At 47.5% G+C, this 13306-nt stretch carries 17 protein-coding genes; 16 read left to right on the plus strand and 1 reads right to left on the minus strand.

All coding sequences use genetic code 11. The annotated features are described in order from the left end of the window. Positions 1 to 3: 3 nt before the first annotated feature. Both HPY28_RS11290 and HPY28_RS11295 read left to right on the plus strand, forming a co-directional pair. Positions 4 to 843 carry a sugar phosphate isomerase/epimerase family protein gene (locus HPY28_RS11290; RefSeq protein ID WP_017247735.1) on the plus strand — a complete coding sequence of 280 codons (840 nt, stop codon included), beginning with the start codon at positions 4 to 6 and terminating at the stop codon, positions 841 to 843. Between the two features lie 108 nt (positions 844 to 951). Continuing rightward, on the plus strand, positions 952 to 2082 hold the full coding sequence (locus HPY28_RS11295) for a TolB-like translocation protein (protein ID WP_174230576.1): 1131 nt from the start codon (positions 952 to 954) through the stop codon (positions 2080 to 2082). 51 nt (positions 2083 to 2133) lie between these two features. Here HPY28_RS11295 and HPY28_RS11300 read toward each other — a convergent pair whose 3' ends face one another. Next, positions 2134 to 3516 carry a UDP-N-acetylmuramoyl-tripeptide--D-alanyl-D-alanine ligase gene (locus HPY28_RS11300; protein WP_174230577.1) on the minus strand — a complete coding sequence of 461 codons (1383 nt, stop codon included), beginning with the start codon at positions 3514 to 3516 and terminating at the stop codon, positions 2134 to 2136. 149 nt (positions 3517 to 3665) lie between these two features. Between HPY28_RS11300 and HPY28_RS11305 the strand changes: the two genes are divergently transcribed. From HPY28_RS11305 to era, 14 genes are all read left to right on the plus strand, one after another. Further along, positions 3666 to 3989 carry a histidine triad nucleotide-binding protein gene (locus HPY28_RS11305; RefSeq protein WP_012685763.1) on the plus strand — a complete coding sequence of 108 codons (324 nt, stop codon included), beginning with the start codon at positions 3666 to 3668 and terminating at the stop codon, positions 3987 to 3989. A gap of 113 nt (positions 3990 to 4102) precedes the next feature. After that, a complete protein-coding gene (rpsU, locus tag HPY28_RS11310) occupies positions 4103 to 4276 on the plus strand; it encodes a 30S ribosomal protein S21 (protein ID WP_007727630.1) in 174 nt (57 codons plus the stop codon). 17 nt (positions 4277 to 4293) lie between these two features. Beyond that, on the plus strand, positions 4294 to 4740 hold the full coding sequence (locus tag HPY28_RS11315) for a GatB/YqeY domain-containing protein (protein ID WP_017247738.1): 447 nt from the start codon (positions 4294 to 4296) through the stop codon (positions 4738 to 4740). A gap of 167 nt (positions 4741 to 4907) precedes the next feature. Then, a complete protein-coding gene (locus HPY28_RS11320) occupies positions 4908 to 6251 on the plus strand; it encodes an NfeD family protein (protein ID WP_174225780.1) in 1344 nt (447 codons plus the stop codon). A gap of 7 nt (positions 6252 to 6258) precedes the next feature. Beyond that, complete coding sequence (gene floA / locus HPY28_RS11325; protein WP_017247740.1) at positions 6259 to 7263, plus strand: flotillin-like protein FloA; 1005 nt, start codon at positions 6259 to 6261, stop codon at positions 7261 to 7263. Between the two features lie 11 nt (positions 7264 to 7274). Then, positions 7275 to 7781, plus strand: a complete 507-nt coding sequence (locus HPY28_RS11330) for a hypothetical protein (RefSeq protein ID WP_017247741.1) — start codon at positions 7275 to 7277, stop codon at positions 7779 to 7781. A 162-nt stretch (positions 7782 to 7943) separates the two neighbouring features. Then, entirely contained in the window at positions 7944 to 8141 is a 198-nt protein-coding gene (locus tag HPY28_RS11335; protein WP_069850261.1) for a hypothetical protein, read from the plus strand. Between the two features lie 205 nt (positions 8142 to 8346). Beyond that, positions 8347 to 8643 (plus strand): sporulation protein YqfC, encoded by a 297-nt coding sequence (gene yqfC / locus HPY28_RS11340; protein WP_007727617.1) that lies wholly within the window; start codon positions 8347 to 8349, stop codon positions 8641 to 8643. Between the two features lie 28 nt (positions 8644 to 8671). Further along, positions 8672 to 9856, plus strand: coding sequence for a sporulation protein YqfD (yqfD, locus tag HPY28_RS11345; RefSeq protein WP_174230578.1), 1185 nt, complete (start codon positions 8672 to 8674; stop codon positions 9854 to 9856). A 56-nt stretch (positions 9857 to 9912) separates the two neighbouring features. After that, complete coding sequence (locus HPY28_RS11350; protein WP_017247744.1) at positions 9913 to 10884, plus strand: PhoH family protein; 972 nt, start codon at positions 9913 to 9915, stop codon at positions 10882 to 10884. Between the two features lie 3 nt (positions 10885 to 10887). Next, positions 10888 to 11397, plus strand: coding sequence for an rRNA maturation RNase YbeY (ybeY, locus tag HPY28_RS11355; protein ID WP_173622527.1), 510 nt, complete (start codon positions 10888 to 10890; stop codon positions 11395 to 11397). Positions 11398 to 11406: 9 nt separating this feature from the next. Further along, positions 11407 to 11778: a diacylglycerol kinase family protein gene (locus HPY28_RS11360; RefSeq protein ID WP_017247746.1), complete on the plus strand. Its 372-nt coding sequence runs from the start codon at positions 11407 to 11409 to the stop codon at positions 11776 to 11778. Positions 11779 to 11933: 155 nt separating this feature from the next. Further along, positions 11934 to 12332, plus strand: coding sequence for a cytidine deaminase (locus HPY28_RS11365; RefSeq protein WP_017247747.1), 399 nt, complete (start codon positions 11934 to 11936; stop codon positions 12330 to 12332). Then, positions 12325 to 13242, plus strand: coding sequence for a GTPase Era (gene era, locus HPY28_RS11370; protein ID WP_017247748.1), 918 nt, complete (start codon positions 12325 to 12327; stop codon positions 13240 to 13242). The genes HPY28_RS11365 and era overlap by 8 nt, the downstream gene beginning before the upstream one ends. Positions 13243 to 13306 lie beyond the last annotated feature (64 nt).

The raw sequence follows: 13306 nt of genomic DNA on the forward strand, positions 1-13306 counted from the left end.
CAAATGAAACTCTCATTGTGCACAATCACTTTTCGCCACCAGTTGATTTCGTTTGCGGAAATTGTTCGGTTTGCTCATCGTCATCATTTTGAGGGAATAGAGTTGTGGGGAATTCACGCTCAAGATCTGTACGATCATGATCGAATAGAGATGGAGGAACAGCTAGGAATACTCAGGGATCAAGGCATGTGTATCTCTATGCTTAGCGATTATCTGGATATTACGACCTCATCTGGATTTCATCGTACACTGGAAAAAGCAAAAAGACTCATTTCATGCGCGAAATGGCTAAATGTAAAGCAAATTAGGACGTTCGCTGGACAGAAGGCGAGTAAGGAAGTTGGGCCAGAAGAGCGGGCGCGTTATGTACATCATTTGTACATCTTATGTCAGATGTGTCAGGAGCACGGAATTCAGCTCTTGGTCGAAACACATCCGAATACGCTCACGGATTCTATGAGTTCGACACTTGCTCTGTTGCAGGAAGTCAATCATCCTGCACTAAAAGTTAATCTTGATTTTCTTCATGTCTGGGAATCAGGTGCTGATCCAATCGACGCATACAACCAATTGAAGCCGTGGGTGGCTCATTATCATTTGAAAAATATCTCTTCATCGAATCATCTGTCGGTATTCGCTCCGCATAATGTATATGCCCCTAACGGGGATCGTGAGGGAATGGTACCACTCGGTGAGGGTGCTGTAGATTATGGACCTATTTTAGAGAAGATTGCAGATACCGATTATTTTGGTTCTATCGAATGGTTTGGTCAGAATCCGAAGCTTGTGTTAGCTGAAGAGGTAGAATGGCTGCGGAAGGGTATGCTGCTAGTCCGTAAGTGAAAGAAAGGTCGGGAGCGAGGGATGCTTCCGATCTTTTTTTATTCCAAAAGAAACCAAATGCCTTCAGTGAACGTCTTCGTATTGATCACTTATTCAGGAGGACCCTAGATGAAAAAACGCATATTGCTCTCATGCTTGCTGATTTCCTTGCTGGGTATCCTTGTCCCTGGGCAAATCAATGCCTCTGCTCCTGCGAAGGCAGACCCTCGCAAGCCAGAGCCGGTCGTCATCTATAAAGTAACGGTAGATGGAAAAGTGACAAAAACCGTTACGAACATGCCCTTGATCCACCGGGCGAGCATGTCGCCATCGAGCAGGTTTGTATACGGGGAGAGAATCGGATACGGGAAGGCAGACCCAACCATACCGTACTTGTACGATATGCAAACAAAAAAGATGACGCAGCTATCCGGTTTTGGCAAATGGTCACCGAAGCAGGACGCGCTCTACGTTCGTGAAAATGGCGGTATCGTGAAGCTCAGTCTGCCAGACGGCAAAAAAACGGTACTCGTCCCGGCAGAAGCTCAGTATCCCGTCCTTGATTTTTCCGTTTCACCGGATGAACAGTACATGGTCTTTACCCGTATGGACATGCTTTCATCCAATACCAAGGTAAGCGCCCACCTGATCTTGCAGCATCTGCCTACACTCAAAATGAAAAAGAATGACCAGTATGAGTGGCGGAGTGGAACAGACGAAGAAATGTATTACTGGGTGCCGAATTCGAAAAAGCTGTTTTACAGAACGCAAACCGCATATAAGGAGTTAGACTTACCGACTGGCCTGAAATACGATCACAATATGACCACGTTTCCTTCTTACTCCAACGATATGAAGTACCGTTATATCCGAACAATGACAGAAGAATACATGCTGGATTTGCAGACAGGGAAAAAGAACAATTTGAAGGATCCCGTGTTCGCTGAGAGACACTTGGACAAAATTGTTTGGTCGCCATCAGGAAATCAGATGGCAGTAGAACAGCACTCTCGTACTTCTAATTCTCAGGATTCGTATATGTATATTCAATCATGCAAACAAGTTACAAAGTGCGGCTATCCATTCGGTTCTCCTGACAAGGGAATGCCTGGTTATTATCGTTCAAGTGACAATCATCGCATCATCGGCTGGGCGAAGGACGGGAAGTCATACTATGTAGCTGATCTCGCATCGATCCACTATACCGATTTTCCGCTTGAAAAATTGGGTCCTTCCAACAATGTCATTGAACTACGATGATAAAAAAGAAGCCGTCTCCCGTATATACGAGAGGCGGCTGTTCTTTATCTATTATTCGTGACCTTCCAAATCAGTGATAAGCGTCCATAATGACATACCTTTGGAGGCTTTAAACAGGAAAGCGTGTTTGTCATCGCGTAGCGGCAGTAATGCACGCAGTGCCTCTGCTTTTGTGGCGAAATGCAGCTTGTTCCCCGTGTAAGCAGCATGGAGATGGCGAGTATTCTCACCAACTGTCACGAGCAGCTCGAAGCGCTCAGCGATGTCTTGAAGCGAGGCTCCGACGCCCGCATGCATAGCCGCACTGTCTGGCCCGAGCTCATACATATCCCCTAAGATAACGACTCTCCCGCGATCAGGGTACAAGTCAGCAAATGTGCGGACGGCAGCTTCCATGGAAACAGGGCTGGCATTGTACGCGTCACTGATGTACACCGTACCGTGCTTGGATGTGATCTGCTCAAATCGCATGGCTGAGAGCTGGACGGTAGACAAGGCGTGCACAATTTGCTCCGTATCCATCCCGAGCCTTTTGGCAATCGCAACAGCAGGCAGAGCATTCAGGACACTATGCCGACCGTGCAGAGGCAGGAATGCCTCGAAATACTCCCCGGAGGCAAAGCACACTTTGAAGCCGGTTCCACCTTCAACCGATTCGATTTGCTCCGCCCAAATATCCGCCTTCTCATGAACAGAGTAGTACATGACCTCACCCGGATACAGATGGGCTACCAATCGCAGATATTCGGAATCTTTGTTGAGCAGTACGAGCCCGTCAAGAGCGGTATGTGGAAGCAGCTCTGCCTTTGCGAGAGCAATTTTTTCACGCGTGCCAAAATGTTCAATATGGGACTCACCGATAAATGTAATCACGCTAATATCTGGCTGGACCAGCGAAGCGAGCAGATCGATTTCCCCGGCGTGGTTCATCCCGAGCTCCAGTACAGCAGCTTGATGTTTTTCTTCCATCTGTAAGAGCGACAAAGGCACACCGATGTGGTTGTTGAAGTTTTTATACGTCTTGTATACGGGCGAACGGCTCGCAAGTACGTGTGCCACGATGTCCTTCACGGTTGTTTTCCCGATACTTCCTGTAATGGCGATGCGAGGGAATGAAAAGCTTTTCCGATAAGTGGCAGCCAGCTTTTGAAAGCCACGCAGTGTATCATTGACGAGAATTAACCCAAAATCGTTTGGCAAGTTCGCAGGAATCTTCTCCTGATTCGAAACGAGTGCAGCTACAGCTCCTTGTTCAGCTGCTTGTAACAAAAAATCATGTCCATCCCGTGCGCCGCCTGTCAGCGCTACAAACAAAGATCCCGCAGTCAACTCGCGGGTATCAAAGTGAACGGATGACAAGGCAAGCCCTGGGGAACCAGTGAGCAAAATCCCTTCTGCGTTGATTGCTGCCTGATCCAGTGCAATTGGTTTCATCTGCACGAACTCCTTCTGTAATCCAGTTTCAACCTCGAAGTCATGCTACCATGCGTTAGGTAGCGCCGCAAGACAAAAGTGAGGGAATATGATACGATCAAGTCTTACATACATAACGATCCACATACAGAGGAAGAAAGGAGTCTCCCATGGAAAAAAGTATTTTTACCAAAATCATGGACGGTGAAATTCCTGCTCGTATCGAGTATGAGGATGAGCACGTCATTGTCATCCACGATATTGCACCAAAAGCACGCGTTCACTTGTTGATTATCCCGCGTAAGCCAATTCCCACGCTCATGGATGTAAGCGCCGAGGACCTGCCGCTGATCGGGCATATCCATCATGTAGCACAACTCTTGGCGAAAAAGCTGGAGTTGCCAGGTTTTCGCCTGATTAACAACTGCGGCAAAGAGGGTGGACAAGAGGTTTTCCACATTCATTATCATCTTTTGTCCGGTTTTTACGAATAAAATTGAACTAAAGGTTGACCTTCTTTAGTCATCTATCCTATAATGAAGTGTGACAGTCTGTTCGTACGTTCGACTCAGGCGTCCCACGGTTTTAGCGGAGGGAGGGAAGACAAATGGCAGAAATTCGAGTCAAGAAAAACGAGTCTTTGGATAGCGCACTTCGCCGCTTCAAGCGTGAAAGCGCAAAATCCGGGGTGATGGCGGAACTGCGTAAACGTCGCCACTTTGAGAAGCCTAGCATTAAGCGCAAGAAGAAATCCGAAGCAGCTCGCAAGCGCAAGTTTTAATTGACGGAGGGCTCATCATGAGTGTAATGGAGCGACTCGATCAAGATATGAAGCAAGCAATGAAGGACAGAGCTGCTCTAAAACTCTCTGTTATTCGCATGGTGAAAGCCGCATTAAAGAACGAAGAGATTAACAAGGGCAGACTTTTGTCTGAAGACGAAGTGCTGACCATCTTGACTCGTGAGTTAAAACAACGCCGTGAATCCCTCCACGAATTTGAGAAGGCAGGCCGCGTGGAACTTGCCTCGAAAACGCGCGAAGAGATCGACGTGCTCTCCGCTTACTTACCCGCTCAGCTTAGCGAAGACGAAATTCGTGATATCGTTCGGGAAGGTATCGTAGCTACCAATGCCTCCTCCAAAAAGGAGATGGGCAAAGTGATGGGTGCGATCATGCCGAAAGTGAAAGGCAGAGCAGACGGAAACCTCGTGCAAAAGATTGTATCTGAGGAACTACCATCGTAGACGAGAGTAACACCTCATATAGATACGAACAGAAAAACTCAACCTGTAAAGGTTGGGTTTTTCTTTTTTTCCCCAGATGTGAAATAAATATGAAACAATTGCCTCACTCTTTCGTATACCTTATTGCACATACGTTGAAGCTGATAGATGGAAAGGAGGTACATGCAATGAGTGCAACAAGGCTAGTAAAAAGCCGCGTGCGATTGCTTTTTTCACTTCTTTGCCTGATTATGGGAATGACGATGCTTCTTGCTCCCGCATCCACAACAGCGCAGACCTATCAAAAAGCTGTCTGGATTCCAGTAGATAGCACAATCGAGCGAGGGTTGGAGAGCTTTTTAGAAAGAGCATTTGCTGACGCACAGGACCAGCAGGCAGATCTTGTAATCCTGCATATCAATACGCCAGGTGGAGAAGTGAATGCTGCCGACCAGATTGGTCAGTTGATCCGTCAGGCTCCCATGCATGTGATAGCCTATATTGATAACCAGGCTTTTTCAGCGGGAACGTACATCGCCCTGAATGCAAATGAAATTATTATGACTCCAGGTAGTAGCATGGGGGCAGCCGCACCGATTGACTTGGCAGGGAATGCAGCAGATATCAAGTTCATTTCCGGTTGGAGCAATAAAATGAAGGCGGCAGCGGAGTTGAACAATCGCAATCCTGACGTTGCTCGCGCGATGGTGGAAATTGATACAGAATTCCCAGGATTAAAGCCAAAAGGCACGGTGCTTTCTCTCGATGCCCAACAAGCGAAGCAGTTGGGTTATGCAGATGATGTGGTGTCCAATAAGGAAGCGCTGCTCAAAAAGTTCGGCATTCAGTCAGATTCCCTTCAGGCGATTGAGCCAACAGGTGGAGAGCTAGTCGCTAGATGGGTGACGAGTCCCATTGTCATGAGTCTGCTGCTCATCATTGGACTTGGAGGAATTGTAGTAGAACTGTTTGCCCCTGGCTTTGGTGTTGCGGGGACGATTTCGCTCGTCGCGTTCAGTTTGTATTTCTTCGGGCATTATGTAGCGGGATTTGCCAGCTGGTTGCACATCGGCCTGTTTGCTATCGGAATCTTACTGATGCTTATGGAAATTTTTCTTCCGGGCGGCATTGTCGGAGCGATTGGCTTCGTGAGCATTGTGACAGGCCTTGTTATGGCAGCCTATGACACACAGCAAGGGCTCGCATCGCTGGGTGTAGCTGCATTGATCACGGCAATTGTAACGTTCCTGTTAGTGAAGAAATACGGGGTCAAAGGTCTATTCAACAAGTTTGTCTTGGGTGACACGCAGCGCAATGAAGAAGGCTACGTAGCACCGCGCGATCAGCGTGAGCTGGAAGGAAAATCAGGCATCGCCCTTACAACATTGCGCCCGGCAGGGGTCGTCAAGGTGGAAGGAAAACGTGTGGATGCAGTATCGGTTGGTGGTTTCATTGAAGCGGGTACCGCCATCACCGTTGTGCAAGTAGAAGGCACGCGTATCGTCGTTGCCGAAATAGAACAAAAGGAGTGAGTTCTTCATGTTTGAAGGTGGTTTGATTCCCCTTATTTTTATGGTGGCAGTAGCCATCGTTGTACTTTCTATTTTCTTCTCGTTCGTACCAGTTATGCTCTGGATTTCTGCACTGGCTTCCGGTGTGAATATCGGGATTATTACCCTCGTCGCTATGCGCTTGCGTCGCGTCGTACCATCTCGTATTGTGAATCCTTTGATTAAAGCGCGTAAAGCCGGCTTGCAGTTGGATACAAACCAATTGGAGAGCCATTATCTCGCAGGCGGTAACGTAGACCGTGTAGTAGATGCGCTCGTAGCAGCACAACGCGCAGATATTCCACTTGGCTTCGAACGAGCAGCAGCCATTGATCTGGCTGGTCGTGATGTATTGGAAGCGGTACAAATGAGCGTTAACCCGAAAGTGATTGAAACACCTGTGGTAGCAGCAATGGCTAAGGACGGTATCGAGCTGCGCACTCGTGCAAAAGTAACGGTTCGTGCCAACATCGATCGATTGGTCGGTGGTGCTGGTGAAGAAACGATTATCGCCCGCGTAGGTGAGGGGATCGTATCGACAATTGGTTCGTCAAAAGGACATAAGGACGTATTGGAAAATCCAGATTTGATCTCTAAAACGGTATTAAACAAAGGTCTGGATGCCGGAACTGCTTTTGAAATTCTCTCGATTGATATTGCGGACGTGGATGTAGGGAAAAACATCGGGGCACAATTGCAAACCGACCAAGCAGAAGCAGATAAACGTATTGCCCAAGCGAAAGCGGAAGAGCGTCGCGCCATGGCGGTAGCCCAAGAGCAGGAAATGATTGCGCGCGTACAAGAAATGAAGGCAAAAGTAGTAGAAGCCGAAGCACAAGTACCACTCGCTTTGTCCGAAGCATTGAAAAGTGGCAAAATGGGCGTAATGGATTATTACAACATGCAAAACATTGCTGCTGATACACAAATGCGTCAATCCTTCGGGCATGCAGGTGACAAACAAGATCCTGCTATGCCAGACGAGAAAGAATAAGGGCGATTGCCATGGAAGATCTCATGGATCTCGTCGTAGATTTACTGGGTTTAGTCGAGTGGATCATCCCGCTCATCGGCAAGTTCTGGTTTGTCATCCTTGGTTACTTAGGATATAAAGCTCTGGGCAAAGCCGGAAAGAAAAAGATGTCTCAAGGCAAAAAAATGCCTCCGCTTACTCCGGCCACAACGTCGGATATCCCTAGGGAAACGGAGGATTACGGTAGAGAGACGGTGCGGGCATCCTCCAAATACGAGCCACTTCAGCAAGAATCGATGGAAGGGATTGGAGTCGAGCAGGAATGGGCATTCTCCAGTACAGCTCGTGCTTCAACGGGTCCAACTATCACAGTGAAGCAATCGGAAACGATGAAGGTCGCTGATTCGGAACGAGCGGGAACAATCCCATCGAAACACGGCAACCCGCGTGATGGTATGAAGTGGGCGCTCATTTTTGGAGAGCCGCGCTCAAAAGCTCCGTACGCCCAGCAGGTTCGGCAAAGAAAAATGATAGAATAGCAGCTAGTTAAACAGGTGAACCTCGGTTCGCCTGTTTTTTATGGAAACCAATGTTTTCGTGTCGAAATATATCGAATAACTTGTCTTGTTTCTCGTATCCTTGTTGACTATCCTGAATGTAAAGAAAATTCTTCTAATAGAAGAAGGGGTAGAGGTCAAGCGATGAATCAACAAATTTTTGAACAAATGGGGCGGTTTCGTCAAAAAGTGATTCGGCTTGCCATCTTCGAAAACAAATCGATATATGAAACGGCGATCGCGTGCGGTTGTTCAGCTGAAAAAGTAAAACGAGTCATGAAAAAATGGAAGGCGCTTACAAAAGGAAAAGAGCTGGTTTCTCCTGCAAAAGAAAGCAAATAATCAATGGAGTTTGTTGAAGTATTCCAAAGTCTGAGTTCTCAAGTGCTTGCGAAATTGCGAGCGATGAGAGCTCTTTTTTTGTGACTGTTTTTGATGAATGCCTCTTTATGCTCCCGCATACGCATAGATAAGAATGGTTTTGCACCTGCAAACAGATGAGATCGTCATATTCGCCAATATATAGAACGAGAAGGGGGGCTAATCCATGAAGCGTTGGAGCCGCCGTCTGCGCCAGTTGGCCGGAGGGGTGTTGGATCTGCCGCAAGATGTAGTCCTGGAAGTCCCGCGTATCACGATGATCGGTCATTTGCAAATGTATATAGAGAATCATCGAGGAGTCTTGCATTTTAGCGAAAAAGAGCTTCGCCTGCTGTTGACGAACGGTCAAATGATTGTTTCAGGTGAACAGCTTGTCATCCGAGCGATTTTGCCTGAGGAGGTTTTATTAGAAGGCAGAATCGGTGGCGTGAAATTTTTGGAGACGGGACCACAGAGCTCGTAATCTTTGTTAGAGGGAGGGGGCGGCACGTATGCGGAATGGAATCAAGGAGTGGGTGGATGGACATGTAACCATTACCGTTCGGGGAAAACGATTTGAGCGGATGCTGAATATGGCCGTACGGGATGGAATTCGAATCTGGAATATTCGCAGGGTAGGAGAAGAGGTGACTCGCTGTGATATTTTGATTCGTGATTATTTTCGTTTACGGCCGCTTTTAAAAGAGACAGGCTGTCGTAGTCACGTTGAGGCAAGAGACGGGCTGCCTTTTTGGCTGCTGCGGTTACGTAGACGAACTGGACTGGCAATTGGGGCTGCTCTTTTTTTCATCGGATTGTACATGCTCTCCTCTTTTGTCTGGAGTGTCGAGGTAAGTGGGACAAAAATGGTCGATCCACGACGGGTGATTCAAGCTGCCGAACAAGTGGGGATTAAAGAAGGGGCATGGAAGGTCAAACTAAAAGAACCGTTGGTTTTGCAAAAAGAGCTGTTGAGTCTGCTGCCTGAAGCGTCCTGGGTTGGAATCGAGATTCAAGGAACCAAGGTCATGCTTCAAGTGGTTGAAAAAGAGGCTCCCGTTAAGCCGCTTGCAACAGGTCCCCGTCATCTTGTAGCCAAAAAGAGGGCTGTCGTCCATAAAATTCTCCCAGAGGTTGGCCGTAGTCAGGTTGTGAGCAATCAATTGGTGGAAAAAGGCCAAGTGCTCATTTCTGGGATCATTGGCAATGACGCCCGTCAACAAGCTGTATCAGCGCGAGGCAAGGTGCAAGGGGAAGTGTGGTATATGAGCAACACATCGGTCCCGCTAAAACAAACGATGCACCGTCTGACGGGGGAAAAGCTGGAGCATCAATACCTGCTTGTTGGCCCCTATGCGATATACGTGTGGCCATTTGAAAAACAGTCCTTTGCACAAGCTGAAATGGCAGAACAAAGGTTTTTGCCCTCGTATGCGGGATATACCTCACCACTTGGCTGGAAGACAGTAACGTACGCGCAAACAGAACCCGTTCAAACAGAAATGAGCGTGGAGGAAGCGACGGAACTGGCTAAAAAATTCGCCAGGGAGGATATCTTGCAAAAAGCTGGAAAAGATGCGTTCATTCAGGACGAAAAAGTTTTGCACGTCACAACAGAGAATGGTAAAGTTTACGTAAGCATTCATTTTTCCGTCATTGAAGATATTGCCATTGAACAGCCTTTCGTGGGGCAGTAAGGGATGGCAAGCAAATGACGCATTGCTGATTACCGTTGCAAGGAGATGGAAGCCTGTTGCACGTACAAGATGAGGTAAGAATCCCGTTTTCAGACGCATCTGAGGCCTTGCTGTTGTTTGGACCACATGACGCGTACCTAACACTGATCGAGCAAAGAAGTTCCGCTAAAATTATGACCCGAGAAGGCGAACTGGTTATTAGCGGGGATAAGCCGGAAGTGGACAAACTGACAGAGTTGATTGAAATTCTGCTACAGTTGATTCGCAGAGGGATTGCCCTGTCCGAACGAGACATCTCTTATGCGATGTCGTTGATTGAACGGGGAGAAGGTGCCCAACTGCTCGATGTGTATGATGAAGAAGTCGCTCGTACCCAACGTGGCAAAGTAATCAGGGCAAAGACATTGGGCCAGCGTCATTACTTGTCTGCGATCAAGAAGCATGACATTGTGTTTGGAATTGGACCAGCTGGTACCGGCAAAACGTATTTGGCTGTTGTCACAGCAGTAAATGCGTTGAAAAATGCGCGTGTCAAACGGATCGTTCTTACCAGACCGGCCGTAGAAGCGGGGGAGAGCCTTGGATTTTTGCCAGGAGATTTGCAGGAAAAAGTAGACCCTTATCTGCGTCCGCTCTATGATGCCTTGTACGACATGCTGGGCAATGAACAAGTCGCCAAAATGATGGAACGTGGACTCATTGAGGTTGCACCTTTGGCGTACATGCGTGGTCGTACGCTCGAAGATTCCTTTGTCATTTTGGATGAAGCCCAGAACACAACTCCCGAGCAAATGAAAATGTTTTTGACCAGGCTTGGTTTTGGTTCCAAAATGGTCATTACGGGTGATGTGACCCAGGTGGATTTGCCAAAAGGCAAGAAATCCGGATTGCGCGAAGCACAGCGCATCTTAAATCCGATTTCCGATGTAGCCTTTATTCATTTCCAAGAGGGAGACGTCGTTCGTCACAGTCTGGTACAAAAAATCATCGCTGCCTATGCCAAGGAAGAAGTAGATCACGGCTATTAATAAATGGCGTCACAAAAAGGAGATCGTTTATCTGTGTTATCTGTAGAAATCCTTCATGAAGAAATCGAGCCGATCGATGAGAATTTGCAAAACCTGCTTGTCCGTTGCCTGGAAGCAGCGGCTAAGCTGGAAGACGTACAAGGAGAAGTCGTTGTCACGCTGGTGAACAACGAGCGCATCCACGAGCTGAATCGCGACTATCGAGGCGTTGATCGGCCTACGGATGTTCTGTCCTTTGCGATGAACGAGCCGGGTGAAGGGGAAATGGAAATCTTCATCGATGAGGATGAGGCTAGCGAGTTTCCGAATATGCTTGGAGATATCATCATCTCCGTGCCAAAAGCACAAGAGCAGGCCGAAGACTATGGCCATTCATTTGAACGCGAACTCGGATTTCTCACGGTTCATGGTTTTCTTCACCTTCTTGGCTATGATCATGGGACGCCAGAAGAAGAGAAGGAAATGTTTTCACGTCAAGAAAAGGTGCTGGAAGAAATCGGCTTGACGAGGTAGGAGATTACGTTGAAGGAATGGCGACGATTGACTCGCAGCTTTGCCTACGCTCTACAAGGAATTTCCTATACCGTACGGACACAGCGAAACATGCAAATCCACGTAGCCGCAGCCATTGTAGTGCTGGCGGCAGCGTGGTGGCTGCAGATACCACGCAGCGATGTTTTGCTGGTCCTTTTTTCTATCGGTTTGGTCTTCTCCCTTGAGCTGGTAAATACCGCGATTGAAGCAGTCGTTGATTTAGCTTCCCCGGAATGGCACGCCAAGGCGAAGATTGCCAAAGATGTGGGAGCAGGAGCTGTGCTTGTAGCGGCGATCCTGTCCCTTTTCATCGGAGTCCTCGTATTTGGACAACCACTGTTGCAAAAAGTATGGGGATAGTTTTTACTAGTAGAGAAGAAGAAATTTTTTCATAGTCAAATGAGGTACCGGACGGGTCATTCTAGTTGACCTTTCAGTCTGGTTTCTTCGTGTCTCATTGGACAGATTCTGTTGTGAAATGATGTTAAAGATCAATCATATGAGGAATGATGAGAATGGATAAACAAGCATTATTAGCACAAGCAATCGAAGCCAGAAAGCTCGCTTATGTACCGTACTCCAAGTTTCAGGTAGGAGCAGCTCTTTTAGCTGAGAGTGGCAAGGTTTATTTGGGGGGCAATATTGAAAATGCAGCGTACTCGCTGTGCAACTGCGCAGAGCGTACGGCTCTTTTTAAAGCGTACTCGGAAGGCGATCGGACTTACAAAGCATTAGCCGTTTCTGCCGATACGCCGCAAGCTGTATCACCGTGCGGGGCTTGCCGACAAGTCATGGCAGAGCTGTGCCCGCCGGACATGCCTGTATTTTTGACAAATCTCAAAGGCGACATTTTGGAAACGACAGTATCTGCCCTGCTTCCAGGCGCATTCACCAAGGAGGATTTACGTGGATAATCGCAAGACCAAGGAATCGTTTAAATCGGGCTTTGTTTCCATTGTGGGGCGGCCAAATGTTGGAAAATCAACACTGTTGAATCATATTGTAGGACATAAAATCGCCATCATGTCGAATAAGCCGCAAACGACACGCAACAAAATTACGGCTGTTCATACGACAGAAGAGGGTCAGATCATTTTCTTGGATACACCTGGTATTCATAAGCCGCAGTCCAAACTCGGAAACTACATGGTTTCCGTTGCCGAAAATACATTGAACGAAGTAGATCTTGTTCTGTTTGTTGTCGACGCAACAGAGAAACGCGGAGCCGGGGACGACTACATCATCGAGCGTCTGAAGCAGGTCAAAACGCCAGTATTTTTGGTCATCAACAAAATTGACAAGGTGCATCCGGAAGCACTGCTGCCGATTATTGACGATTACCGCAAATTGTATGATTTCAAGCAGATTGTTCCAATCTCTGCGCTAGAAGGAAACAACACAGGTTCATTGCAGGAGGCTATTTTGGGCGAAATGGAAGAGGGCCCCATGTATTATCCTGCGGATCAGGTGACGGATCATCCTGAGCGTTTTGTAGCAGCCGAGTTGATTCGGGAAAAAGTTCTGCATTTGACGAGAGAAGAAGTACCTCACTCCATCGCTGTCGTGATTGAAGAGATGAAGCGAGGCGAAAATGGTAAAACGCTTTACATTTACGCGGCCATTTACGTAGAGCGGGATTCCCAGCGCGGTATTTTAATCGGGCAAAAAGGTCAGATGCTCAAAGAAATCGGTCAACGTGCGCGCAAGGATATCGAGCGACTGATGGGCGACCAAGTATTTTTGGAGCTCTGGATCAAAGTGAAAAAGGATTGGCGCAACCAAGAGCGGATGCTGCGTAACTTCGGTTTCTACGACGAGCAATAATATTCCCATCGCAATGTGTTAATTTTTCCAAGGCATAGAATAACGGGCAAAGGTGATTCTAAGA

The organism is Brevibacillus sp. HB1.2 (genome assembly GCF_013332495.1).
Classification (GTDB): domain Bacteria; phylum Bacillota; class Bacilli; order Brevibacillales; family Brevibacillaceae; genus Brevibacillus; species Brevibacillus porteri.

What these genes read in the sequence shown, in the direction of transcription:
- HPY28_RS11290 (WP_017247735.1), top strand. Translation starts at nt 4, where the DNA reads ATGAAACTCTCATTGTGCACAATCACTTTTCGCCACCAGTTGATTTCG.
- HPY28_RS11295 (WP_174230576.1), top strand. Translation starts at nt 952, where the DNA reads ATGAAAAAACGCATATTGCTCTCATGCTTGCTGATTTCCTTGCTGGGT.
- HPY28_RS11300 (WP_174230577.1), bottom strand. Translation starts at nt 3,516, where the DNA reads ATGAAACCAATTGCACTGGATCAGGCAGCAATCAACGCAGAAGGGATT.
- HPY28_RS11305 (WP_012685763.1), top strand. Translation starts at nt 3,666, where the DNA reads ATGGAAAAAAGTATTTTTACCAAAATCATGGACGGTGAAATTCCTGCT.
- rpsU (WP_007727630.1), top strand. Translation starts at nt 4,103, where the DNA reads ATGGCAGAAATTCGAGTCAAGAAAAACGAGTCTTTGGATAGCGCACTT.
- HPY28_RS11315 (WP_017247738.1), top strand. Translation starts at nt 4,294, where the DNA reads ATGAGTGTAATGGAGCGACTCGATCAAGATATGAAGCAAGCAATGAAG.
- HPY28_RS11320 (WP_174225780.1), top strand. Translation starts at nt 4,908, where the DNA reads ATGAGTGCAACAAGGCTAGTAAAAAGCCGCGTGCGATTGCTTTTTTCA.
- floA (WP_017247740.1), top strand. Translation starts at nt 6,259, where the DNA reads ATGTTTGAAGGTGGTTTGATTCCCCTTATTTTTATGGTGGCAGTAGCC.
- HPY28_RS11330 (WP_017247741.1), top strand. Translation starts at nt 7,275, where the DNA reads ATGGAAGATCTCATGGATCTCGTCGTAGATTTACTGGGTTTAGTCGAG.
- HPY28_RS11335 (WP_069850261.1), top strand. Translation starts at nt 7,944, where the DNA reads ATGAATCAACAAATTTTTGAACAAATGGGGCGGTTTCGTCAAAAAGTG.
- yqfC (WP_007727617.1), top strand. Translation starts at nt 8,347, where the DNA reads ATGAAGCGTTGGAGCCGCCGTCTGCGCCAGTTGGCCGGAGGGGTGTTG.
- yqfD (WP_174230578.1), top strand. Translation starts at nt 8,672, where the DNA reads ATGCGGAATGGAATCAAGGAGTGGGTGGATGGACATGTAACCATTACC.
- ybeY (WP_173622527.1), top strand. Translation starts at nt 10,888, where the DNA reads ATGGCGTCACAAAAAGGAGATCGTTTATCTGTGTTATCTGTAGAAATC.
- HPY28_RS11365 (WP_017247747.1), top strand. Translation starts at nt 11,934, where the DNA reads ATGGATAAACAAGCATTATTAGCACAAGCAATCGAAGCCAGAAAGCTC.